The sequence below is a fragment of the Streptomyces sp. NPDC014894 genome, assembly GCF_043080985.1.
Classification (GTDB): domain Bacteria; phylum Actinomycetota; class Actinomycetes; order Streptomycetales; family Streptomycetaceae; genus Streptomyces.
Genome location: NZ_JBIBWD010000006.1, coordinates 257199 through 280796, shown reverse-complemented (window position 1 = coordinate 280796; position 23598 = coordinate 257199). Strand labels below are relative to the sequence as shown.

The following is a 23598-nucleotide window of genomic DNA, read 5'->3' as shown; positions in this document are numbered from 1 at the left end:
CGATGCTCTACACGACGCGAACCGACACCGACAAGCGCCGGGCCTTTCGCCGGCGGCTGGACTCCGGCGAACTGCTGCGCCTGCCGGGCGCCTTCAATCCGCTCTCGGCACGGCTGATCGAGCGCCGCGGCTTCGACGGCGTCTATGTGTCGGGCGCGGTGCTCAGCGCCGACCTCGGCCTTCCGGACGTCGGGCTGACCACGCTCACCGAGGTCGCCGGGCGTACGCGCCAGATCACCCGGGTCACCGATCTCCCCGCGCTCGTGGACGCCGACACCGGGTTCGGGGAGCCGATGAACGTCGCGCGCACCGTCCAGGAGTTCGAGGACGCGGGTCTCGCGGGTCTGCACATCGAGGACCAGGTGAATCCGAAGCGCTGCGGCCATCTCGACGGCAAGCAGGTCGTCGACGCCGGGACGGCCGTACGCCGGATCCGGGCGGCCGTCGACGCCCGGCGCGACCCCGACTTCCTCATCGTGGCGCGTACCGATGTGCGCGCGTCCGAGGGTCTGGAGGCGACGATCGAGCGGTCGCGGCGGCTGGTGGACGCCGGGGCGGACGCGGTCTTCCCGGAGGCGCTGCGGACGCTGGAGGAGTTCTCCCGGGTGCGCGCCGCGCTCGATGTGCCGCTGCTCGCGAACATGACCGAGTTCGGCAAGAGCGATCTCTTCACCGTCGACCAGCTCAGGGACGTCGGGGTCAACATCGTGATCTGGCCGGTCTCGCTGCTGCGGATGGCCATGGGGGCCGCGGACCGGGGTCTGAGCACCCTGCTGGACCAGGGTTCGCTGACGAACCGGCTCGACGAGATGCAGCACCGGCGCGATCTGTACGACCTCGTGGACTACGAGGGGTACAACCGCTTCGACTCCTCCGTCTTCGACTTCCGGCTGGACGCGAGCTGATCGTCGTCGAGTCCGTGCCGCCGGTCACGGGTTCGGACGGGCCTCGTCCGGACCGGTGGCGGCGGCGCGGGCGCGGCGTCCGCCGCGGCCGGGAGCGCCTCGGCGCTCAGCCGTCCGGCGCGGGATCGCCCCGCAGCCGTTCCAGGTCGGAGGGTCTGACCTGGATGACCACCAGGGCGATCACCGCCGCGACCACCGTGAAGATCGCGGCCACGATGAACGCCGCCGAGATGCCGCTCGCGAGCACCTGATCGCCCCACGGCGGCGGCAGCAGCCCGGTCCGCCGGAATTCGAGCCGCTCCGCCGGGGTCGCCCGCAGCAGGAACCTCGGGATCTCCTCCTGGGCGGAGTTGCGGCTCGCCGTGCCGAACACCGTCACCAGGATGGACAGTCCCAGCGAGCCGCCGATCTGCTGCATGGCGGCGAGCAGACCGGAGGCCGCGCCGGACTCCCGGCGGGCCACCCCGGAGAGCGCCGTCAGGGTCAGCGAGACGAACTGCATGCCCATGCCCAGGCTGAAGACCAGCATCGGCCCGAGGATGCTGCCCAGATAGGTGGAGTGCACATCGGTCAGGGTCAGCCAGCTGAGCCCGGCGGCGGCCAGCAGCGCCCCGCTCACCATGAAGGGCTTGGGGCCGTAGCGCGGCAGCAGCCGGGAGGTGACGGTGGCCCCCAGCGCGATGATGACGCTCACCGGCAGAAACGCGAGTCCGGCCTCCAGCGGGCTGAAGCCCAGCACGTCCTGGACGAACAGGGTCAGGAAGAAGAACATGCCGAAGATCGCGGCGGCCAGGCTCAGCATGATCCCGTAGGTGCCCGCCCGGTTGCGGTCGCGGAACATGTGCAGCGGCGTGATCGGCTGCCGGGAGCGCCGCTCGATCAGCACGAAGAAGCTGAGCAGCACCGCGGCGGCGGCGAACGAGGCGAGGGTCGTCCGGTCGCCCCAGCCGTGCTGGCCGGCCCGGATGAAGCCGTAGACGAGCGAGACCATGCCGAGGGTGGAGGTGAGCGCGCCGGCCAGGTCGAAGCGTCCGGGGTGGCGCTCGGACTCCTCGATGTGGCGCGGGGTCGCCAGCAGGATCAGCGCGGCGAAGGGGACGTTGACGAAGAACACCCAGCGCCAGTCGAGCCACTCGACCAGCACCCCGCCCGCCAGCAGTCCGATCGCGCCGCCGCCCGCGGAGACCGCGGCGAAGACCCCGAACGCCCGGTTGCGCTCGGGCCCTTCCCTGAAGGTGGTGGTGATCAGGGCCAGCGAGGTCGGCGAGGCGATCGCGCCGCCCACGCCCTGGAGGGCGCGCGCGGCCAGCAGCTGGCCGGAGGACTGGGAGAGCCCGCCGAGCAGGGACGCGATCGCGAAGAGCGCCACGCCGAACATGAAGACCCGGCGGCGGCCCAGGATGTCGCCGGCCCGGCCGCCCAGGAGCAGCAGTCCGCCGAAGGTGAGGGTGTAGGCGCTGACCACCCACGACAGGCTGGTGGTGGAGAAGTCCAGCGCGGTCTGGATGTGCGGGAGCGCGATGTTCACGATGGTGATGTCGAGGACCACCATCAGCTGCGAGGCCGCGATGACCAGGAGTGCGACGCCATGGCCGCCGCCCGGGGCCGGGGCGGCGACCGGGGCGGTGGCCGGGTCCGGTCGTGGAGTCGTCATGGCGGTTCGCACACAGGCGTCGGGGCGGGCGGACGAGGGTGTCCGCCGCCGTCCCGTCCTTCGACCGTAGACCCAGGCGGAACGGGCCACCAGTCGATCTCCCGGCGGTCCGAGCGGCACGGGCGCGGTACGAGCGATACCGGCGCGGTACGAGGGGTTCGGCCCGGGTACGAGCGATACCGGCGCGGTACGAGGGGTTCGGCCCCGGTACGAGCGGCGCGGGCGGCCGTCAGGGCAGCACGGCCGTGCCGTCCAGTTCGACCAGGGCCCGTTCGTCCCAGAGCCGGGCCACGCCGACGACGGCCATCGCGGGATAGTCGCGGCCCGCCAGCCGCCGCCAGATCCGGCCGAGTTCACCGGCGTGGGCGCGGTAGTCGGCGACATCGGCGGCGTACACCGTGACCCGGGCCAGGTCGTGCGGGGCCCCGCCCGCCGCCGCGAGGGCGGTGAGCAGATTGGCCAGGGCCGTTTCGAACTGTTCGGGCAGCGTCTCCCCGACCACCTCGCCCGCCATGTCCAGCGCGGTCTGCCCGGCGAGGAACACCAGCCGTGAGCCGGTGGCCGTGACCGCGTGGGAGAAACCGGAAGGGGGTGAGAGTTCGGCGGGGTTGAGGCGGTGCAGGCTCATACGACCTTCCCGTCCGGCTGGATGGCGTCCTCTGTGTTCTGGGCGTTCTGGGCGTCCTGGGCGTGCGGCCCTTCCGCGTACAGCCGCTCGGCGATGATCGGGCGCTGCGCGTCGGTCGCGCCCTCGTGGATCCGCGGGGCGCGCACCTCACGGTACAGACGCTCCGGCGGATGACCGCGTCGCAGCGCGCGGGCGCCGTGCGGCCGGACCGCGGTGTCCACCGCGTACCGCGCGGTCCCGGTGGCGGAGGGCTCGGCCGTCGCAAAGCGCCCGGGGACGTCCGCGGCCCCCGCGTCGCAGGCCGTCGCCGCCGTACACACGGCGGCCGGCGCACACCGACCGGCACCCCGTGCGGTCTGTTCCGGATCCGCCGTCCCGCACCCGCTCGCGGAAGGTCCCGGGGCGGTCGCCGCACGGCGGGCGGCCGGATTCCCGGGCGTACGACCTATGGTGATCACGTGGCCGACCAGCACTCTCCCCGCTCTCTGATCGTCACCCTCTACGGCGCGTACGGCCGCGAGCGGCCGGGGCCGCTGCCCGTCGCCGAACTCATCCGGCTGCTGGGCGCGCTGGGCGTGGACGCCCCGTCCGTACGGTCGGCGGTGTCCCGGCTGAAGCGGCGCGGGCTGCTGGAGCCCGCCCGCGCCGGGGACGGGACCGCCGGATACGCCCTCTCCCCCGACGCGCGCCAGCTGCTGGAGGACGGCGACCGGCGCGTCTACGACCGGCGGACCCCGCTGATGTCCGACGGCTGGGTCCTCGCGGTCTTCTCGGTGCCGGAGGCGGAGCGCGGCAAGCGCCATCTGCTGCGCTCCCGGCTGGGGCGGCTGGGCTTCGGCTCGGCCGCGCCGGGGGTGTGGATCGCCCCGGCGCGGCTGTACGAGGAGACCCGCCACACCCTGCGCCGGCTCCGGCTCGATCCCTATGTGGAGCTGTTCCGGGGGGAGCATCTGGGCTTCGCGGCGACGGCGGAGGCGGTGGCGGCCTGGTGGGACCTGGGCGCGATCGCCAAGCGGCACGAGGAGTTCCTGGACGCGCAGGAGCCGGTGCTGAGGGAGTGGACGTCGGGGCGGGAGCCCGAGCCGGAGGAGGCGTACCGGGACTATCTGCTCGCGCTGGACTCCTGGCGGCGGCTGCCGTACACGGATCCGGGGCTGCCGATGGAGCTGCTGCCCGAGGGGTGGCCCGGCGGGCGTTCGGCGGTGGTCTTCGGGGCGCTCCACGCCCTGCTGCGGGATCCGGGGGCGCGCTTCGCCCGGCTGTGAGCCGGGGCGGGCGGGACGGGCCCGGCGGATCCGGCCGGCCGCCGCCGCCCCGCCGCGAGTCCTCGGCGGGGCCGGCGGCGACCGCCCGGCGGGGCGCTCACCCGACGCGGGCGAGCGTCGCGACCAGCACCGCCTTGATGGTGTGCATCCGGTTCTCCGCCTCGTCGAAGACCACCGAGTGCTCGGACTCGAAGACCTCGTCCGTGACCTCCAGCTCGGTCAGCCCGTGCCGCTCGTGGATCCCGCGCGCCACGCTGGTGCCCAGATCGTGGAAGGCCGGCAGGCAGTGCAGGAACCGCACCCCCGGGTTCTCGGCGGCCCGGAGCACGTCCATGGTCACGGTGTACGGGCGGAGCGCCGCGATCCGCTCGTCCCAGACCTCCTTGGGCTCCCCCATCGACACCCAGACGTCCGTGGCGACGAAGTCCGCGCCCCGGACGCCCTCGGCGATGTCCTCGGTGAGGGTCAGCCGCGCGCCGCTGACCTCGGCGAGCGCGCGGGCCCGCGCCACGACCTCCTCGGCCGGCCAGTACGCGCGGGGGCCGACGATCCGTACGTCCATCCCGAGCAGCGCCCCGGTGACCAGATAGGAGTTGCCCATGTTGAGACGGGCGTCGCCGAGGTAGGCGTAGGCGATCTCCTGGAGGGGCTTGTCGCTGTGCTCGGTCATGGTGAGCATGTCGGCGAGCATCTGGGTGGGGTGCCAGTCGTCGGTGAGGCCGTTGTAGACCGGCACCCCGGCGAACTCCGCCAGCTCCTCGACCGTGGCCTGGGCGTCACCGCGGAACTCGATCGCGTCGAACATCCGGCCGAGCACCCGCGCGGTGTCCTTGGCGGACTCCTTGGTGCCGATGTGCGAGCCGGAGGGATCGATGTACGTGGTCGACGCGCCCTGGTCGGCCGCGGCGACCTCGAAGGCGCAGCGGGTGCGCGTCGAGGCCTTCTCGAAGATCAGCGCGATGTTCCGGCCGCGCAGCAGCGGGACCTCGGCGCCGGCCCGCTTGGCGGCCTTCAGGCGCGCGGCGAGATCGATCAGGCCGCGGAACTCCTCGGCCGTGAAATCCAGCTCCTTGAGGAAGTGGCGGCCTTCGAGATGTATCGCCATGGTGGCTGCTCCTGCGGTCGCGGATGCGGTGACCCGTGGAAGTCTATACGAGCACCCGCATCGATATACAGGCAATAGGCGAGATCCCTCCCTGGTCAGACCGCGTCCCGCTGCACCGGACAGCTCATGCAGCGCGGACCGCCCCGGCCCCGGCCCAGCTCGCTCCCGGGGATCTCGATCACCTCGACGCCCTGCTTCCGCAGATGCGTATTGGTAGTGACATTACGCTCATAGGCCACCACAACGCCGGGCTCGACGGCGAGCACGTTGCAGCCGTCGTCCCACTGCTCCCGCTCCGCCGCGTGCACGTCCTGGGTCGGGGTCAGCACCCGGATCTCCTTCAGCCCCAGCGCGGCGGCGATCGCGCTGTGCATCCGCTCCGGCGGATGGTCGCTCACCCGCAGCCCCCGCACCCCCTCGGCGGGCTCGATCGTGTACGAGCGGAGCATGCCAAGACCCGCGTACTGGGTGAAGGTGTCCGGGCCGACCATCGTCATCACCGTGTCGAGATGCATGAACGCCCGCCGCTTCGGCATGTCCAGGGCCACGATGGTGCGCGCCGACCCGGCCGCGAAGAGCCCCCGGGCGAGCATCTCCACCGCCTGCGGCGTGGTCCGCTCGCTCATGCCGATCAGCACCGCGCCGTGCCCGATCACCAGCACATCGCCGCCCTCGATGGTGGAGGGGTAGTCGTCCTGCCCCTCCGACCAGTGGTGGAACTCCCCGGCGAGCGGGCCGGTGAAGAGCGGATGGTGCTTGTAGATCGCCTCGAAGTGGACCGTCTCGCGCTGCCGGGCGGGCCAGCGCATCGCGTTGATGGAGACGCCGTCGTAGATCCAGGCGGAGGTGTCGCGGGTGAAGATGTGATTGGGGAGCGGGTCGAGCAGGAAGTCGTCCAGGTCCATCACATGGAAGCGGACCGAGGTCGGCTCGGGGTGCCGGGCGAGGAACTCGCGCTTGGTCATCCCGCCGACCAGCGCCTCCACCAGATCCGCGGTGGGCAGTTCGTCGAAGGCGGATCGGAGGTGGTCGGTGGCGAGCGGCCCGTACTCCTTCTCGTCGAAGACCCGGTCCAGCACGAGTCTTCGCGCGACCGGGACCTCCAGCGACTCACGGAGCAGATCGCCGAAGAGATGGACCTCGACGCCCCGGTCGCGCAGGACGTCCGCGAAACCGTCGTGCTCCTGCCGGGCGCGCCGCACCCAGAGCACATCGTCGAAGAGCAGAGCGTCCTTGTTGGTCGGCGTGAGGCGCTTCAGCTCCAGATCGGGCCGGTGCAGTATGACCCGGCGCAGCCGCCCGGTCTCGGAGTCGACGTGGAATCCCATGTCCCCATCCTCACCGCGCGGCACGCCCTTCACCCGGCGAACCGCGAGAGCGTCCCGCCCCGGCGCGGCCGGACCGGCCGCGCCCCCGCCCGTACGCGGCCCCCGGCCGGGGCGCGCCGCGCGGGCGGGGCGGCGGCTCACAGCCGGGGGTCGACCGGCTCCGACTCCAGGGCCAGCACGGCGAAGACCGCTTCGTGGACCCGCCACAGCGGCTCCTCGTCGGCCAGCCGGTCCAGCGCCTCCAGGCCGAGCGCGTACTCCCGCAGCGCCAGCGACCGCTTGTGGTGGAGATACCGGTCGCGCAGCCGCTCCAGCCGGTCCGGGCGGGTGTACTCGGGGCCGTAGACGATCCGCAGATACTCCCGGCCCCGGACCTTGACGCCCGGCTGCACCAGCCGGCCCTTCCCGTCCCGGGCGAGCGCCTGGAGGGGTTTGACGACCATGCCCTCGCCGCCCCGGGCGGTCATCTCCAGCCACCAGTCGACCCCGGACCGCACGGACTCCTCGTCGCCGGTGTCCACCACCAGCCGGCGGGTGACCCGGAGCAGACCGGTGGGGTCGTGCTCCACCAGCCGGTCCAGCCAGGCGAGCTGCCGGTCGTGCGGCTCGGCGGCGAGCGAGCGCCCCGGCGCGGCGAGGATCTGGAAGGGCGCGAGCCGCACCCCGTCCAGGCCCTCGGTGGGCCAGCAGTAGCGCCGGTACGCCTCGGTGAAGGCGGCGGCGTCGGCGGCCCGCTCCCGCTGCTCGGCGAGGAGTCCCTCGACCTCCACACCGCGCGCGACGGCGGCTTCGAGGGCCGCGGCGGCCTCCGGGAGGACGGCTCCCGCGGCGGCGCCGACCGCCGCGTACTGCGAGCGGAGCAGCCCGGACGCCTTCAGGGACCACGGCATCAGCTCGGCGTCGAGCAGCAGCCAGCCGCCCGTCCCGGAGCCGGGCGCGGCGAGTTCGTCCCAGAGCCCGGCGGCGGTGACGGCCGCCCTGAGCCGGCCGAGGATCTCCTCGGTGACGCTCTCGTCGTCGAAGAACGGCCGGCCGGTACGGGTGTAGAGCGCGCCGGTGGGTCCGTCGACGCCGAAGCGCTCACGGGCCGCGTCGGCGTCGCGGCACACCAGCGCCACCGCCCGCGAGCCCATGTGCTTCTCCTCGCAGACGACACGGGCGACGCCGTCCGCGCGGTACTGCGCGAACGCCTCCGCCGGGTGCTCCAGATAGCCGTCCTCCTTCGAGGCGGCGGTGGGGGCCATCGTCGGCGGCAGATAGGGCAGCAGCCGGGGGTCGACCGCGAACCGGCTCATGACCTCCAGCGCGGCCGCCGCGTTCTCCTCGCGGACGGCGACCCGGGCCAGGTGCCGGGTCTCCACGACCCGCCGGCCCCGTACGTCGGCGAGGTCCAGCGGGCGTCCCTCCCGGCTGCCCGGGGCCTCGGTGAGCAGCGGTCGGACCGGCTCGTACCAGACCTTCTCGGCGGGTACGTCGACCAGCTCGCGCTCGGGCCAGCGCAGGGCGGTCATCCGGCCGCCGAAGACGGCTCCGGTGTCCAGGCAGATGGTGTTGTTGATCCAGGAGGTGCTGGGCACGGGGGTGTGGCCGTAGACCACGGCGGCGCGTCCCCGGTACTCCTCGGCCCAGGGATAGCGCACGGGCAGGCCGAACTCGTCGGTCTCGCCGGTGGTGTCGCCGTAGAGCGCGTGGGAGCGGACCCGGCCGGAGGTGCGGCCGTGGTACTTCTCGGGCAGCCCGGCGTGGCAGACGACCAGTCTGCCGCCGTCCAGGACGTAGTGGCTGACGAGTCCGTCGATGAACTCGGCCACCCGCTCGCGGAAGACGGCGTCCTCCCGCTCCAGCTGCTCGACGGTCTCGGCCAGTCCGTGCGTCAGACGGACGTTGCGGCCCTTGAGATGACGGCCGAGCTTGTTCTCGTGGTTCCCCGGGACGCAGAGCGCGTGGCCCGCGGCCACCATGGACATCACCCGGCGCAGGACGCCGGGGCTGTCGGGGCCCCGGTCCACGAGGTCGCCGACGAAGACCGCCGTACGGCCCTCGGGGTGCACGCCGCCGCGGTAGCCCAGCTTGACGAGCAGGGTCTCCAGCTCGGAGCTGCAGCCGTGGACGTCGCCGATGATGTCGAAGGGGCCGGTCAGATGGGTGAGGTCGTTGTAGCGGCGCTCCAGGACGACCTCGGCCGACTCCGCTTCCTCCGCCCCGCGCAGGATGTGGACCTTGCGGAAGCCCTCGCGCTCCAGGCCGCGCAGGGAGCGGTGGAGTTCGCGCCGGTGGCGCTGGATGACATGGCGCGGCAGACCGGCCCGGTCGGGGCGGGCCGCGTTGCGCTCGGCGCACACCGCCTCCGGCAGGTCGAGCACGATGGCGATGGGCAGCACGTCGTGCTCACGGGCGAGGCGCACCAGCTGACGGCGGCTCTCGGGCTGCACATTGGTGGCGTCGACGACGGTGAGCCGTCCCGCCGCGAGCCGCTTGCCCGCGATGTAGTGCAGGACGTCGAAGGCGTCGCCGCTCGCGCCCTGGTCGTTCTCGTCGTCGGCGACGAGCCCCCGGCAGAAGTCGGAGGAGAGGATCTCGGTGGGCTTGAAATGACGGCGGGCGAAGGTGGACTTGCCGGATCCGGTCGCGCCGACGAGGACGACGAGGGACAGATCGGTCACCGGGAGCACGCGCTTCGCCGGAGCGGTGGTGGTGGTCGTGTTCGTGGTCCCGGTCATGCGGCCTTCGCCTGCTTCTTCTGCTCGGTGTGCCGGGTGCGCCCGGTGTGGTCGGTACGCCCTGTGTGCTCGCTGTGGCCGGTGCGGCTGGCGTGGTCGGTACGACCCGTGTGCTCGCTGTGGCCGGTGTGCTCGCCCCGGGCGTCCTCGGGGGCTCTGTCCTGGGGCCGGGCGTCCTCGTGCTGTCGGGCGTCCTCGGGGGCCGGTCCGCCGCGCGCGCCGTCCACGCGGGTGAACACGCCCATCTGGGTGGGCGGTCCCACCTCGGGGTCGTCCGGGCCCACGGGCTCGAACACGACGGTGTACCCGTGCCGCCCGGCCACGGCGGACGCCCAGCCGCGGAACTCCGCCCGGGTCCACTCGAACCGGTGGTCGCCGTGGCGGGCGCGGCCCGCGGGCAGGGTCTCCCAGCGGACGTTGTACTCGACGTTCGGCGTGGTCACGATCACCGTGCCCGGCCGGGCGGACCCGAAGACGGCGTACTCCAGCGCGGGCAGCCGGGGCGGGTCGACATGTTCGACGACCTCGCTCAGCACGGCCGCGTCATAGCCCGTCAGCCGCTTGTCGGTATAGGTCAGCGAGCCCTGGGTCAGCGAGACCCGGGCCGCCTGGCGCGCGCCCAGTCCGCCGAGTCCCAGCCTCCGCTCGGCGGCGGCCAGCGCCCGCGCGGACACGTCGACGCCGACGATCTCGCCGAACCGGACGTCCTTGAGGAGCGCCTGCACCAGCTGGCCCTGTCCGCAGCCCAGGTCCAGGACCCGGCTCGCGCCGCTCTCGCGCAGCACCCGGAGAATCGCCTCGCGCCGCCGCACGGCGAGCGGGACGGGCGTCTCCTCGGTGTCGGCGCTCTCGTCGACGGCGTTGTCCACGTCCTCGACGACGAGATCGTCCGCCTCGGCCAGCCGGACCAGTTCGAGCCGTTCCGCGGCCTGCCGGGTCAGCACCCGGCGGCGGGCCAGATAGCGGCTGGTGATCAGCTCCTGCTCGGGGTGGCCGGCGAGCCAGCCCTCGCCCGCGCGGAGGAGTTTGTCGACCTCGTCGGGCGAGACCCAGTAGTGCTTGCTGTCGTCGAGGACCGGCAGCAGGACGTAGAGCTGGCGCAGGGCGTCGGCGAGCCGCAGCTCGCCCTCCAGCGCCAGCCGGACGTAGCGGGAGTCGCCCCACTCGGGGAATCGCTCGTCCAGCGGCACCGGGAGCGCCTCGACCGTGCTCCAGCCCAGCGGCCCGAACAGCCTCCGCACCAGATCGGCGCCGCCGCGCGCGGGCATCGCCGGGACCTCGATCCGCAGCGGCAGCGCGGCCTCGGCCCGGTCGGGGCGGGCGGCGCAGACACCGCGCAGGGCGGAGCCGAAGACGCTGCCGAGCGCGACGGAGAGCAGCGAGGAGGCCGCGTAGGGCCGGTCGTTGACGTACTGCGCGAGCGCCGCGTCGGGCGCGCCGCCCCTGCCCTTGGCCCTGCCCTTGGCGCGCCGCGCCAGCGCCACCGGATCGACCTCCAGGAGCAGCGCGGCGGTGCAGCGCTCCGCGGTCGCCTCGGGGTAGAAGACGTGCGCCGTTCCGTGCGCCGTGGAGAACCGCTGCGCCTTCTCGGGATGCTTGTGCAGCAGGAAGCCGAGGTCGGTGGCGGGCAGTTCGGGGGTGCCGGTCGTACTGATCGTCAAGAACACCGTTCGATTATGGCCGGATTCACCCACTCCGCCCAGGGATTTTCCGGTACGGACCGAGCGGGGCCCTTCGGGCGGATCGGGCCGGGCAGCCGGCGCCCCGGCGGGATCCGGCGGGACGGAGCCGGAGCGCCCGGCCGGATCAGGCGGGCGGAGGTGGAGCGCCAGGCCGGATCAGGCGGGCGGAGGTGGAGCGTCCGATCGGATCAAGCCGGGCAGGGATGGAGCGCCCGATCGGATCAAGCCGGGCGGGGGTGGAGCGCCCGGCCCAACGGCGGGGCAGGGGTGGTGCGCCCGATCGGATCAAGCCGGGTGGGGCGGGGCGGTGCCCTTCGGGCGGATCCGGGCGGCCAGCGCGGCGGTCTCCCGGGGGCCCACCCGGCAGCAGCCGCCGATCAGCCGGGTGCCCGCCGCCGCCCAGCGGGGTCCCGCGCCGGGGTCGAAGACGGACCCGCCCCGCCAGCGGCGCGCGGACTCGTCCCAGCGCTCCCCGCTGTTGGGGTAGACCACCACGGGTCCGGCGGTCACGGCCGCCGCGAGGGCGACGGCTCGCTCCGCCTCCGCCGGGTCGCAGCAGTTCACCCCGACGGCGATCACCTGATCGCGGCCCGCGGCCAGTTCGAAGGCGGCCGTCAGCGGCTGTCCCGCCCGGGTGCGCCCGCCGGCGACGGTGTACGAGAGCCACACCGGCACCCCGCAGCCCTCGGCCGCCGCGAGCATCGCCTCGGCCTCGTCGACGTCGGGGACCGTCTCCAGCGCGAGGACGTCGGGGCCCGCCGAGGCCAGCGCCTCGATCCTGGGCCGGTGGAACCGTTCCAGCTCGCGCGCCGAGAGCCCGTACCGGCCCCGGTACTCACTGCCGTCGGCGAGCATCGCGCCGTACGGTCCCACGGAGGCCGCGACCCACACCTCCGCCGGGCCCTCCCCGGCGGCGCGCGCCAGTCCGACGCCCCGGGCGAGGAGCGCGGCCGCCTCGGCGCGCCCGGCGCCCGCGCGGGCGAAGCCCTCGAAGGTGGCCTGGTAGGTGGCGGTGGTAAGGACCTGGGCGCCCGCCCGCGCGAAGGCCCGGTGCGCCCTCTCGATCTGTCCGGGGTCCTCCCTCAGCGGCCGGGCCGACCACAGACCGCCGGAGAGGTCGCAGCCCTGCGCCTCCAGCTGTCCGGAGAGCCCTCCGTCCAGGACGAGGGGGCCCTCGGCGAGGGCGGCGGCGAGCGCCCGGGCGGGCCGCACCGGACTCAGCCCAGCTGGGACTGGACCTGGGAGGAGATCAGCTCCAGATGGTCCAGATCGTCGAGGTCCAGCACCTGGAGGTAGATCCGGGACGAGCCGGTGGCGGCGTAGCGCCCGATCTTGTCGACCACCTCGGCGGGCGATCCGGCGAGCCCGTTGGTGCGCAGCTCGTCCGCCTCGCGGCCGATGGCGGCGGCACGGCGGGCGACCTCGGCGTCGTCCTTGCCGACGCAGACGACCAGCGCGTTGGAGTACACCAGGTCGTCGGCGGGGCGGCCGGCGCTCTCGGCGGCGGCCCGGACCCGGCCGAACTGCCGCTCGCTGTCCTCGATCGAGGCGAACGGGATGTTGAACTCGTCGGCGTACTGGGCGGCCAGCCGGGGGGTGCGGGTGGCCCCGTGCCCGCCGATCAGGACGGGCACCTTGCCGTTGACGGGCTTGGGCAGGGCGGGCGAGTCGGTGAGCCGGTAGTGGGCGCCCTCGTGGGAGAAGGTCTTCCCGGGCTCGGTGGCCCACAGTCCGGTGACGATCGCGAGCTGCTCCTCCAGCCGGGCGAACTTCTCCTTCGGGAAGGGGATGCCGTAGGCCTTGTGCTCCTCCTCGAACCAGCCCGCGCCGAGGCCCAGCTCGATCCGGCCGCCCGACATCTGGTCGACCTGGGCGACCTGGATGGCCAGCACACCCGGGAGCCGGAAGGTGCCCGCGGTCATCAGGGTGCCCAGCCGGATCCGGCTGGTCTCCCGGGCGAGGCCCGCCAGGGTGATCCAGGCGTCGGTGGGGCCGGGCAGTCCGTCGGCGGAGCCCATGGCCAGGTAGTGGTCGGAGCGGAAGAAGGCGTCAAAGCCGAGGTCCTCGGTGGCCTTGGCCACGGTGAGCAGGGTGTCGTAGCTCGCGCCCTGCTGGGGCTCGGTGAAGATTCGGAGATCCATGCTCCCATCCTGCACCGTTCACGCGCACTCGACCGCGCCGTCCTCGCCGTCCGGGCGGCCGCGTCCCCGTGCCCGCCGGGCGGCCCCGGGCGGGTCGGCGCGGGCGCGAGCGGGCGGGGAGGCGCCGTCCGGGGAGGACCGGACCGACGACCACGCGCCGGGAGGGCAGACGGCGGGCACTCGGCGAACCTGCACACGGCGGGCGCACGGCGAACCGGAACAACAGGCGGCGGGCGGCGACCGCACGGCCGACCGGCCGATGAGCCGCGCCGGGTGAGAACCGTCACCCCGGACCGCGCCGAACCACCGGCGGCGCACCGAACAGACCCGGCGCGCTCAGGACGGGCGCGCCGCCGAACCCGCCACGTCCGGCATCTCCAGCAGGGCCATCGGGTCGGCGGAGCCGCAGGAGCCGGGCGGCCCCGAGCCGTCCGCGGGCCGGGGCGCGCCGCGCGAGGCGGACGCTCCCTGGGCGCGGGAGACGCCCGCCCGACCGGACCACGCGACGCCCGCGCCGGACCGGCCCCGTCCCGTGTCGGGAGGGCGGCCGCGGCTCGTGTCGGGGGGCCGGCCGCGGCCCGCGTCCCGGACCGCTAGCTTGCGCAGCATGGTGCGGATCCGGTCGCTCGACTCGTCGGCCGCGTCCGTCGCCTCGACGCACTGCCAGTACAGCCCCTCCTCGTCGGTGGCGCACGCGACGGCGACGAGGGCGATGCCGACCTCGCCGAGGAGCGCTCCCAGCGCCAGCAGGGTCGCGCGGGTGTCGGCCATGCCGGAGAGCCGCGCCGCCCGGATGCCGCCGCTGCGCACACCCGGGTGGTCCAGCGCTCCCACTCCGCGTGCGCCGGTCTCGGCGAGCCCGCGCGCCTCGCCTCTCAGCTCGGGCGGCCCGTACACGGCGAGGCGACCGCCGATCGCCTGGGCGAGGGCCTGGGCCTGCCAGGCCTCCGCGACGATGTCCGGTACTGCCCGGCACTGCGCCAGCGTGTGCCGGCTCGCGAAGATGAGTCGCTCCGCATCCATGGACGGCGCCCCCGTTCGTACGACTTACTGCCCACTCATTCCATTACCCAGAGTGAGGCCACTTGAGCCCAAACGCCAGAGGAATTCGGGAATTTGTGGACAGCAAGTCGATTGTGGAGAGATCCATGACTCCATAGAGTGACATTTTCTTGATCGACGGGCCAGGAGGTCCGGTTTCTCCCTCTTCCCACCCCGAACTCACGTCACCGGGAAGCGGTTCTCATTTCGGTCGATCTTGTCGGAGAGCGCCTCCAGCGCGTCCACCCCGAGCACATCGCAGAGCTGGAGCAGATACGCGAGCACGTCCGCGACCTCGTCCCGCACCCGGTGCGCGGACTCCTCCTCGTCCATCACCCGCGCGGACTGCTCGGGGGTGAGCCACTGGAAGATCTCCACCAGCTCGGACGCCTCCACGCTGAGCGCAGCGGCGAGATTCTTCGGGGTGTGGAACCTCCCCCAGTCGCGCGCCCGCGCGAACTCCGCCAGTCTGCGCTGGAGCGCGGCCACGTCCGGCGGCCCGGACTCCCCCGGCCGCCCGTCACCGCGCCCCGGAACACCCCCGTCCGCCCCGGAGCCGCCGCCCGCCCGGCCCGGACCGCCCGGACCGGGCCCCCGCGCGCCGTCCCCGGAGCCGCCGCCCGGCCCCGTCGCCCGCCCGGCCCCGGGACCGGCCCCAGGACCAGGCCCAGCCCCAGGACCGGCCCCGGTGCCGTCCGCCCCCACCTCCCGCCCCGTGCTCGATCCGCTGTCGTTCGCCCGTCCGTCCGTACTCGTCACGACACCAGATCTACCACTGTCACCCCGGCCACCCCCCGCGCGAAGGACGCGTCGGCGACCGCCCCCGCGAGCCGCACCCGTCCGCGTCCCGCCATCTCCGCCGCCAGCGACACCAGTTCACGGGCCTGGCGCGGATCGAGGCAGCGGTCGAATCCGTCGGCGAGGACGGTCAGCGACTGGCAGGCGGCCGGCACCTCGGCCGGCTGGTCCATGGCGAGCACCCCGGGGCCGGTGAGCAGCACCAGCGCGAGCGCCAGATAGCGCAGTTCGCCGTCACCGAGCCGCCCCAGCGGCGTGGGCCCGCGCCGGCCGCCGCGCGCGAGCAGCGCCCGTACCGTGCCGTCGGCGAGTTCCTCCACGGCCAGGTCGACCACGTCCCCCGCGCACCCGGCGCGCGCCGCAGCGGCCAGCCGGGCGTGTCTTCCGGTGCACTGCGCACGGGTCCGGTGCAGCACCTCGGCGAGGTTGTCGCAGCCGCGCCGCAGCAGGCCGTCCTCCAGCGGCACCGGCCCGCGCATCCCGGGCGGCTGCGGATCGCAGCAGAAGGCCGAACGCAGCGCCACCACCGTCTGCTCGGCCGCCGCGAGGACCCGCAGCTGGCCCTCCGTACGGCCCGCCACGCGCAGCGGCAGCAGCGCCGTGCCGAGCCGGTCGTCGGGCAGCGGCGCCCGGGTCATGCGCGCGGAGCCGGCCGTGTGCCAGGCGGCCTCCACCGAGGGCCGCCGCGGATCGCGCAGCGCGGTGGCCAGCAGGGTCCGCCCGCCGCAGGTCAGCCGCTCGCCCACGATGCGCAGTTCGGGCTCCGCCTGTACGGCGAGGTCCAGCCGTACGGGCCCGGCGGGGCCGTCGGCCGTACAGCCGATACGGAATCCTCGCCTCCCCTGCGCGTCGGCGTCCGCCCGCTCCGGGACGCATCGCCCCGGGTCGGGGAACGCGCGGCGCAGCCGGTCGCCCGAGGCGAGCCGCGCCAGAGCCTCGTACGCGGATAAGGCGCTCGACTTGCCGCAGCCGCTCGGGCCCGTCAGCAGGGTGAGGGCGGCGAGCGGAAGCGTACGGCCCCGGTGCGGTCCGAAGGCGGAGAGCCGCAGTTCGGTGACGGCGGGCCGCAGGGCCGATGCGCCTCCGGACGGCGGGCGGCCGGGAAGCGCGCGGGCGGGCAGCGGACGGGCGGGAGGATGCGACTCGGTGTCCATGCGGCGGACGGTACGCAGCGCGCCGTACGCCGAACCGTTCCGTCTCCCGGGCCTTCCTACGAACGGGGGACGGACCGGGTGAAGGTGTCGGTGGTCTCCACCATCCCGTCGACCTCCGTGCCGCTGGGGGCGAGCAGGAACACATTGCGGTCGACGCGGTGCATCCCGCTGCCGAGGCCGAAGACGACACCGCTGCTGAAGTCCAGGATGCGCTTGGCGACATCGCCGTCCGCGCTGGTCAGATCCAGCAGCACCGGGATCTGCGCGAGGAGGTAGTCGGCGACCTCGCGCGCGTCGGAGAACACCTGCACCCGCAGCACGACCATCCGGCGCTGTTCGGCGGCCGCGTCGTCCGGAACGGCGCGGTGGTCGATCCTCGACGGCCACTCGTTGCGGCCGCGCAGGGGAACGACCTGTGCCAGGCCCTCCCACTGCTCGTCGGTGGCGTCGTACCTCTCGTACCTACTCATATGTCCATCCTCGCGCGCCTCACCCGTTCAGCCCAACACCGACACGGACGGGGCGGGCACGGAATCTTTCGGATGCCGGACCCGCTCCTTCCCGGCGGAAGAGGCGATCCTCTCAAACCGTGCGGACGGACGGGCCCCCGCCCACCGGGACGACGGCCCCCGAACGCGCCGGGATCACGGACTCGGCTCCCCCTCCAGCACCGCCTGCCAGCGCCGGAACGACTCCTGGCTCTCGGCCGGGTCGAAGCCGCCGACCGGTCCTCCGTACGGCGATCGCACCGGCCGGTACCCGGTCGCCATGTGGATGGCCTCCGCCTGCCGGGCGGCCTGGCCCGCCGCCGCGGCGTCCCCGCGGCTCACCCGGGCGAGCGCGACGACCGTCTGCGCCTGCCCCTCCAGCAGCCGCAGCTGGGACTCCTGGGCGAGGGCGAGCGCCGCTCCCGCGTGGCAGAGCGCCTCCAGCTCGTCGCCGAAGCGGACCGCGCAGACCCCGAGGCCGAGCAGGGCCATGGTGCGGCCCTTGAGATAGCCGATCTCCTCGGCGATGGAACGGGCGATACGGAAGTGCTCGTACGCCCGCGCGAACTGTCCCAGCTGGTAGCGGGCGTGACCCATCGCCAGCATCGCCTCCATCTTGAGGCGCGGGCGGCCGGCGGCCCGGCTCAGCCGGCAGGCGACGAGACCGGACCGGAGCGCCGCGGGCCCGTTGCCGCCCTCGGCCGCGATCATGGCGAGCGCGCAGACCGCCTCCGCCTCGCCCGCCAGATTCCCGATGGCCTGGAACCCCTTGCGCGAGGCCGAGGCCAGCTCGTGGGCGGTCTCCAGCTCGCCGAGGTCCACCGAGATCAGCGCCAGCGTGGTGCTGATCCGGGCGATGCTGTCGGGGGCCGATATCTTCCGGGAGAGGGCGAGCGCCCGCCGGCAGAGCCGCTCGGCCTCCCGGAGACGTCCCATTCCGTAGAGGACCTCGCTCAGCCCCTGGAGCGGCTGGTGCGGTGTGCGCCGCAGCCTGCGGTCGATGGTGATCGACTGGTCGTAGTACTCGGCGGCCTGGCTCAGCAGCCCCAGATCGGCGGAGATTCCGGCCAGGTTGGAGAGCGCGACCGACTCGCACACACCCCAGTCGGCCCGCCGGGCCAGCTCGATGGCCTGTTCGAAATGGCTGCGGCCCAGCTCCAGATCGCCCTTGGTGAAGGCGGCGAGACCCAGGCTCTGATGGGCGGCGGCCTGCCCCCGGACGTCCTCGGCCCGATGGGCCGCGCGCAGCCCGACGGTGGCGATCGCGATCCAGGTCTCCGCGTTGCGGCGGAGCCAGAAGTAGCCGCGCAGGGTGTCCGCGAGGATCCACACTGCGGGGCAGGGATCCCGCTCGGCCGTCGCCTCGGCCTCGATCAGCCGGACCAGGTCCATGTGCTCGGCGTCGAACCAGGCGGCGGCCAGCTCCGGTTCCTCGAAGGTCTCCGGGCGCGCCCCCGGCTCCAGCCCGTCGACCTCCAGCCGCAGGATCTGCGGATACAGGCTCCGGGCCGCCGCGTCCGCCGATGCCGTGTACCAGTGCAGCAGCCGTCGGCGGGCCTCCTGATGGACCGTCCGCTGCTTCTCGGCGTCGACGAGCAGCCGGGCGTACCACCAGATCAGATCGTGCAGCCGCAGCCGCTCCTGGTCGTTGCGCTCCACCAGGTGCTCGGCGAAGAGCCGGTCCAGGAGGTGGTACGCGGAGCCCGGGGAGCGCCCCAGCAGGGCCGCGACGGCGGCGACGGTGGTGGTGGGTCCCGGCAGCAGGCCCAGCATCCGGAAGGCCTCCGCGGCCTCCGGGTCGAGACGCCGGTAGGAGAGTTCGAAGGCTCGGCGGACGGCCGAGTCGGGGTCGCCCGCGACGGCCAGGCTCTCCAGCGGATTGCCCGAGCGCAGATCGCGGACGTGGTCGGCGATCCGGAAGTCGGGGCGCAGCGCCAGATTGGCCGCCGCGATCCGCAGGGCCAGCGGGGTGCGTCCGCAGATGGCGACGAGTTCGGCCAGCGCCTCGGGCTCGGCGGCGGCCCGGTCCGCGCCGACGACGCGGCGGACCAGCTCCTCGGCCTCGTCGGAGGCGAGCGGGCGCAGCGGCAGCATCGCCGCGCCATGGCTGACGATCAGCGCGCCGAGCCGGTTGCGGCTGGTGACGAGGGCGAGGCAGCCCGGTTCGTACGGCAGCAGCTGCCGTACCTGGTCCGCCGATTCGGCGTTGTCGAGGACGATGAGCACGCGCCGCCCGGCCAGGGTGCGCTGATACAGCTCGGTCATCACCGCGAGGTCGGAGGGGATGTCCTGGTAGGGCATGCCGAGCGCCCTGAGCATGCCGGAGAGGGCCTCCTTGGTGCTCATCGGCCGCTCGTCGCTGTGGCCGCGCAGATCGAGGAAGAGCTGGCCGTCGGGGAACTCGTCGTTGGCGCCCCGGCACCACTGGAGGGCGAGGGCCGTCTTCCCGCTGCCCGCCGGGCCGACGATCATGACGACGCCCGAGCCGCCGCGCGCGCTCGCGGCGAGCGCGGTCAGCCGTTCCAGTTCATGGGCGCGGCCGATGAAGGCGCCGGTGCGGGAGACGCGTTGCACGGTCTCGGCCTCGGTGCGGCCGAAGGCGGTGTCGGGGCCCTGCGGGCAGAAGGCCCCGGCGGGCCCCTCCCGTGCCGCCGCCCGGCCGCGGGCGTCGCCGCCGTCGGGCGCGCGGACCGGTTCCGCGCGCTCCCACGAGCCGCCGTCGTCGGCCCCCCAGGTACGGGTCTCGCGGTCGTCCGCGTCCCAGGAGCGGGGCTCGCGGCCGTCCGCGTCCCAGGGGCGGTCGTCGCGGTGTCCGCCGTCATAGGCCCCGTCACGGCGGTCGGCGGGCCACGACCGTCCGTCACGGCCGTTGCGGACATGGGCGCTTCGCCCGTCGGCGGTACGGTCGCCGGGCGGGCGGCCGTGGTCCGCGCCGCCCGGCGGACGGTCGGGGTCCACTCCGCCGCCGTCGCCGTGCCGCCAGTTCGTCCGGCCGTGCCGGGCCGTTCCGTGCGCCGGTCCTTCCTGCCCGGTACGGCTCTGCCGGGCGCGCTGCTCGGCGGCCGTGCCGCGGTCCTGGCCGGGCACCGCGAACGCGTCGAGCAGGGCGGTGTCCGCGCGCAGTATGCGGCCGTGGACGCTGCGCAGATCGGCGCCCGGATCGAGCCCGAGGTCCTCGGCGAGCCGGGCCCGGGTCTCGTTGTAGACCTCCAGCGCCTCCCCGCGGTGATCCGCGCGATAGAGCGCCACCATCCGCAGCATGGCAAGGCGTTCGTGGTGGGGGTGCTCCGCCGTGGCCCTGGCCAGCTCCTCCAGGAGCAGTCCGCGCTGGCCCAGCGCGAGCCGGGCCTCGGCGCGCTGGGTGATGGCGGAGAGATACAGCTCGTCGAAGCCGGTGCCGAGACGGCGGACCAGCCCGTCCGACGCGGTGCCGGCGAGCACCGGCCCGCTCCAGTCGCCCAGGGCGCGCTCGATCAGCCGAAGTCGCTCCTGAGCGTCATCCGTTCGTTCCGCTTGGAGCACCAGACTGCGGAATCGATGCAGATCGACGGCGAGCGGATCGCCTTCGAGCAGGTATCCGTCGCTGGCTCGGGCGAGGACAAAGCCATGACTCTCGGCTTCCGCTTCCAGGAAGCGGCCGCGCAGACGCGAGACATGGACCTGGAGGCTGCCCCGTGCGCTGGACGGCGGTTCCCTCTCGTCCCAGAGCAGGTCGATCAGCCGGTGGTCGGGGACCACCCGTCCGATGTCGAGCAGCAGTAAACCCAGCAGCAGTCTCTCCCGGCGACGGCCGATCGTCAGCGAAACGCCCTGGGAGTGCCACTCCAGTCCCCCCAGAACGCGAAACCGCATTCCCCCATCACTCATGCCACGCATCCATCGGTCATGTCCTGCATCCTCTGCAATCGCTTGCCATGTGGCAAGCGGATGGCAAGGGCATGGCCAGGCTGTGGCCGGTAGTACCTGGGAGTTTGCCAGTCTGCCCGGGGTTGAAGGCGGGGAAACCGGGCTGCTGGGCAAGAGGAAGGGTTCCATCAGCATGTCCTCAGAGATGTTCACCGAGCTCGACCAGGGGCAGGCCCACTCCGAGGCGGCTCACCGGCTGCCGTCGGAATTGCCATTGAGCTGGATCGGCCAGAACCCTGACAATCCACGCGAAGCACTGCGCGATCTGGAGCCGTTGACCACCAGCATCAGGGAAATCGGTCTCGTCAACGCGATCACCATCGCCTCGGTTCCGGCGTATGTACGGGAGCGTCCGGCGCGCGCCGCCGAACTCGCGCCCGGGGCGCGTTACATCGTGGTCGACGGCCACCGCAGGCTGGAGGCGGCCCGGCTCGCGGGTCTCACCCATGTCCGGGTCAGCGTCGACGACGCCCTGGTCTCCACCGACCGCTCGCTGCTGGAAGCGGCCTTCGTCGCCAATGTCCACCGTGACGACATGAATCCGCTGGAACAGGCGTACGCCCTGAAGAAGCTGGTCGAGTTCTACGGTTCGCAGAACAAGGCCGCCAAGCGTCTCGGCATCGCCCAGTCGACCATCTCCTCCAAGCTCTCGGTCCTCGAACTCGGCCCCGAACTCCAGGCGGACCTGCTGGCGGGCCGCCGGAAGGTCGTCCATGTCCGCAATCTCTCCCGGCTGAGCCCGCAGCAGCAGAAGCAGCGGGCGGACGCGCGCGCCGCGGCCACCGAGTCGCGTTCGTCCGAGGCCCGGCACCACCCGCCGGGCGGGGTGACCAATCCGCTGGCGGCGATCCCCCGGCAGCGCGCCACTCTCACGATGCCCTGGGCCGACGGGGTGGCCTGCGCGGAGATCGCCATCTCCCGGATGCGCCCGGCGGAACGGGCGCGGATGCTGCGCCGGCTCTGGCAGGAGGCGGAGAAGGAGGCCCGCGCGGCCCGGCTGGTGGCCCCCCGGCGGGCCTGAGCGGCGTACGGGCGGCCCGGCGGGACGGGGTACGGGGGTTGACCGCCCCGCTCCCCCGGGCGGCCCGGAGCACGGCCCCGACGGACCCCGGCGGCCGTGAGTCGCCGACGGCGCCGACGGGGTGCGGAGAAGTCTCCGACGGGGGTACGGGGTGACGGGCCGCGGGCCGGACGGGGCGACTCCGGTCCGGCCCGCGGCCATGAGGTCATGCGGCCAAGCGGTGCGAACGGCGGTGGCCCCGCTCCCTCGTCCGGGGAGCGGGGCCACCGCCGTTCGCCGTGCCTCCGACCCGGCCCGAAAGACCGGGCGGACCGGGCGGAAAGGCCCTAGTCCTGCTTCTTGCGCCGGGTGCCGAAGACGATCTCGTCCCAGCTCGGCACGGCGGCCCGGCGGCCCGGGCGGACGCCGTCCGCCTCCGCCTGACGGTCCGTCGTCCCGGTGAGCCGGTCCCGGTGACCGGCGACCGAACGGGGCATCAGCACGTCCGCGTACGCCGAACCCGCGCCGGCCGAGGCCGCGGGGGCCACCGGCTCCTGGTCGTCGGCCTCCTGCTCGTCCAGCTCCTGGTCCTCGTCCTCCGAGACGTCCGCCGGGGCGGTGCGCTCGGGCACGACCATGTCGCCGCGGAAGCTCGGCACCGCCTCCAGAAGGCTGGTCAGGGAGTCCCGCTCGCCGTCCTCCGCCGTCGCGGGGCCGCCCGCGGCCGCCCGGTCCGCCGGGCGGTCGAGCGTGCGGTCCAGCGGCCGGTCCCGGGGCAGCCGGGCGATCCTCGGCACGAAGGGGAAGCTCGGCTCCTGACCGGCGATGGTGTCGTCGGTCTCGCCGATCAGCGCGCGCGCCTCGTCGTCCACGGCCTTCACGAGCCGCCGGGGCGGATCGTAGGTCCAGCTCGCGGAGTGCGGCTCGCCCGCGACCCGATAGATCAGCAACACTTCCCAGGTGCCGTCGTCGCGCCGCCAGGAGTCCCACAGCAGGGTGTCCTTCTCGGCGCCGCGCAGGGTGAGGCGCTCCTGCACCGCCTCGCCGAGCTGGGGTCCGGTGTTCTCCCCGGGACGGCGTACGGGAGTCTTGCGGGCCCGCTCCGCCATGAACGCGCGCTCGGCCAGCACCGGCCCCTCGAAGCGGCGCACCCGCTCGACCGGGATCCCGGCGAGCTGGGCGACCTCTTCGGCGGAGGCTCCGGCCCGTATCCGCGCCTGGATGTCCCGGGGGCGGAGATGGCTCTCCACCTCGATCTCGATCTGGCCGAGGCGGGCACGGTCGTTCCGCACGGCGGCGCGCAGCCGCTCGTCGATCGGAAGGGTGTACTCCGTACTGTCGGCAGCTTTGAGCACCAGTCGTGTGCCGTCATTGGAGACGGCCACGACACGCAGTTCGGGCATGGGGACCTCCCGGGTGGTGCCTGCCGACGTCACCTGTCGCGTCGCTGCTTCCGCTAGTCGAGTGTGGCCTGCCCGGGTGCAGCCTGCCACAACCTTGCCGAGTTGCCCGGCGTGTCGGGCACAGGCCCTTGATCGCCGTTATGGCAAGGTTACCCGTTTGCCACTCAGTGTGACCAATCGGTCACTCCGAGTGCGGATATCCCAGCGATATCGCGGCGCCGCCGGTTCGAGCGCCACATTCGGCCCCCTCCCCGGATTCCAGGCACCCGTGAGGGAGCCCAGGCCCAGGGCTCGCCACAGTACTCCATTCGGGCCATCCGAGCGGACTGCCGCGCCGCCGAACTTCTCCCCGCGCACGACGGTTCGCTGTGGGCACTGGG

At 73.8% G+C, this 23598-nt stretch carries 17 protein-coding genes and 1 pseudogene; 3 read left to right on the top strand and 15 right to left on the bottom strand.

Translation table 11 applies throughout. The features are described 5' to 3' along the window. The first annotated feature begins 2 nt into the window (after positions 1-2). Complete coding sequence (gene prpB / locus ACF089_RS17080; protein WP_392026815.1) at positions 3-905, top strand: methylisocitrate lyase; 903 nt, start codon at positions 3-5, stop codon at positions 903-905. 106 nt (positions 906-1011) lie between these two features. On the opposite strand, the gene ACF089_RS17075 is transcribed toward prpB, so the two are convergent. The 3 genes from ACF089_RS17075 to ACF089_RS17065 form a co-directional block, all read right to left on the bottom strand. Then, positions 1012-2559, bottom strand: a complete 1548-nt coding sequence (locus ACF089_RS17075; protein WP_392026814.1) for an MFS transporter — start codon at positions 2557-2559, stop codon at positions 1012-1014. 229 nt (positions 2560-2788) lie between these two features. Then, positions 2789-3187, bottom strand: coding sequence for a RidA family protein (locus ACF089_RS17070; RefSeq protein WP_392026813.1), 399 nt, complete (start codon positions 3185-3187; stop codon positions 2789-2791). Beyond that, complete coding sequence (locus ACF089_RS17065; protein ID WP_392026811.1) at positions 3184-3507, bottom strand: acyl-CoA dehydrogenase family protein; 324 nt, start codon at positions 3505-3507, stop codon at positions 3184-3186. Before ACF089_RS17065 ends, ACF089_RS17070 begins: the two co-directional genes overlap by 4 nt. Before the next feature lie 138 nt (positions 3508-3645). Here ACF089_RS17065 and ACF089_RS17060 point away from each other — a divergent pair, with 138 nt between their 5' ends. Further along, the gene (locus ACF089_RS17060) at positions 3646-4452 is read left to right on the top strand and encodes a PaaX family transcriptional regulator C-terminal domain-containing protein (protein WP_392026809.1); all 807 of its coding nucleotides are present in this window, start codon (positions 3646-3648) and stop codon (positions 4450-4452) included. 97 nt (positions 4453-4549) lie between these two features. Here ACF089_RS17060 and argF read toward each other — a convergent pair whose 3' ends face one another. From argF to ACF089_RS17005, 11 genes and pseudogenes are all read right to left on the bottom strand, one after another. Further along, complete coding sequence (gene argF, locus ACF089_RS17055) at positions 4550-5557, bottom strand: ornithine carbamoyltransferase (protein WP_392026808.1); 1008 nt, start codon at positions 5555-5557, stop codon at positions 4550-4552. Between the two features lie 95 nt (positions 5558-5652). Beyond that, complete coding sequence (locus ACF089_RS17050; RefSeq protein WP_392026807.1) at positions 5653-6885, bottom strand: arginine deiminase; 1233 nt, start codon at positions 6883-6885, stop codon at positions 5653-5655. Positions 6886-7022: 137 nt separating this feature from the next. Continuing rightward, a complete protein-coding gene (locus tag ACF089_RS17045) occupies positions 7023-9605 on the bottom strand; it encodes a polynucleotide kinase-phosphatase (protein ID WP_392026806.1) in 2583 nt (860 codons plus the stop codon). Continuing rightward, complete coding sequence (locus tag ACF089_RS17040) at positions 9602-11272, bottom strand: 3' terminal RNA ribose 2'-O-methyltransferase Hen1 (RefSeq protein ID WP_392026804.1); 1671 nt, start codon at positions 11270-11272, stop codon at positions 9602-9604. Before ACF089_RS17040 ends, ACF089_RS17045 begins: the two co-directional genes overlap by 4 nt. A 300-nt stretch (positions 11273-11572) precedes the next feature. Beyond that, positions 11573-12499 (bottom strand): homocysteine S-methyltransferase, encoded by a 927-nt coding sequence (mmuM, locus tag ACF089_RS17035; RefSeq protein ID WP_392026803.1) that lies wholly within the window; start codon positions 12497-12499, stop codon positions 11573-11575. 5 nt (positions 12500-12504) lie between these two features. Continuing rightward, a complete protein-coding gene (locus tag ACF089_RS17030; RefSeq protein WP_392026802.1) occupies positions 12505-13428 on the bottom strand; it encodes an LLM class F420-dependent oxidoreductase in 924 nt (307 codons plus the stop codon). Positions 13429-13950: 522 nt separating this feature from the next. Further along, positions 13951-14451 (bottom strand): annotated as a pseudogene (locus ACF089_RS17025) (DUF6099 family protein); the annotation flags it as partial. Positions 14452-14649: 198 nt separating this feature from the next. Next, positions 14650-14958 carry a nucleotide pyrophosphohydrolase gene (locus ACF089_RS17020; RefSeq protein ID WP_392026801.1) on the bottom strand — a complete coding sequence of 103 codons (309 nt, stop codon included), beginning with the start codon at positions 14956-14958 and terminating at the stop codon, positions 14650-14652. 266 nt (positions 14959-15224) lie between these two features. Beyond that, entirely contained in the window at positions 15225-16421 is a 1197-nt protein-coding gene (locus ACF089_RS17015; RefSeq protein WP_392026800.1) for an ATP-binding protein, read from the bottom strand. A 56-nt stretch (positions 16422-16477) separates the two neighbouring features. Further along, on the bottom strand, positions 16478-16891 hold the full coding sequence (locus ACF089_RS17010; RefSeq protein ID WP_392026799.1) for a cell division protein SepF: 414 nt from the start codon (positions 16889-16891) through the stop codon (positions 16478-16480). A 174-nt stretch (positions 16892-17065) separates the two neighbouring features. Then, the gene (locus ACF089_RS17005) at positions 17066-20776 is read right to left on the bottom strand and encodes a BTAD domain-containing putative transcriptional regulator (protein WP_392026798.1); all 3711 of its coding nucleotides are present in this window, start codon (positions 20774-20776) and stop codon (positions 17066-17068) included. A gap of 172 nt (positions 20777-20948) precedes the next feature. Between ACF089_RS17005 and ACF089_RS17000 the strand changes: the two genes are divergently transcribed. After that, positions 20949-21836, top strand: coding sequence for a ParB/RepB/Spo0J family partition protein (locus ACF089_RS17000; RefSeq protein ID WP_392026796.1), 888 nt, complete (start codon positions 20949-20951; stop codon positions 21834-21836). Positions 21837-22162: 326 nt separating this feature from the next. Here the strand turns inward: ACF089_RS17000 and sepH are convergent, their stop codons facing one another. Next, a complete protein-coding gene (gene sepH / locus ACF089_RS16995; RefSeq protein WP_392026795.1) occupies positions 22163-23251 on the bottom strand; it encodes a septation protein SepH in 1089 nt (362 codons plus the stop codon). Positions 23252-23598: the final 347 nt, after the last annotated feature.

Excerpts from the sequence above, each read along its gene's own strand:
- ACF089_RS17015 (WP_392026800.1), bottom strand. The coding sequence starts at position 16,421 with ATGGACACCGAGTCGCATCCTCCCGCCCGTCCGCTGCCCGCCCGCGCG.
- ACF089_RS17000 (WP_392026796.1), top strand. The coding sequence starts at position 20,949 with ATGTCCTCAGAGATGTTCACCGAGCTCGACCAGGGGCAGGCCCACTCC.
- prpB (WP_392026815.1), top strand. The coding sequence starts at position 3 with ATGCTCTACACGACGCGAACCGACACCGACAAGCGCCGGGCCTTTCGC.
- ACF089_RS17005 (WP_392026798.1), bottom strand. The coding sequence starts at position 20,776 with ATGAGTGATGGGGGAATGCGGTTTCGCGTTCTGGGGGGACTGGAGTGG.
- argF (WP_392026808.1), bottom strand. The coding sequence starts at position 5,557 with ATGGCGATACATCTCGAAGGCCGCCACTTCCTCAAGGAGCTGGATTTC.
- ACF089_RS17030 (WP_392026802.1), bottom strand. The coding sequence starts at position 13,428 with ATGGATCTCCGAATCTTCACCGAGCCCCAGCAGGGCGCGAGCTACGAC.
- ACF089_RS17045 (WP_392026806.1), bottom strand. The coding sequence starts at position 9,605 with ATGACCGGGACCACGAACACGACCACCACCACCGCTCCGGCGAAGCGC.
- ACF089_RS17070 (WP_392026813.1), bottom strand. The coding sequence starts at position 3,187 with ATGAGCCTGCACCGCCTCAACCCCGCCGAACTCTCACCCCCTTCCGGT.
- ACF089_RS17075 (WP_392026814.1), bottom strand. The coding sequence starts at position 2,559 with ATGACGACTCCACGACCGGACCCGGCCACCGCCCCGGTCGCCGCCCCG.
- ACF089_RS17010 (WP_392026799.1), bottom strand. The coding sequence starts at position 16,891 with ATGAGTAGGTACGAGAGGTACGACGCCACCGACGAGCAGTGGGAGGGC.
- ACF089_RS17050 (WP_392026807.1), bottom strand. The coding sequence starts at position 6,885 with ATGGGATTCCACGTCGACTCCGAGACCGGGCGGCTGCGCCGGGTCATA.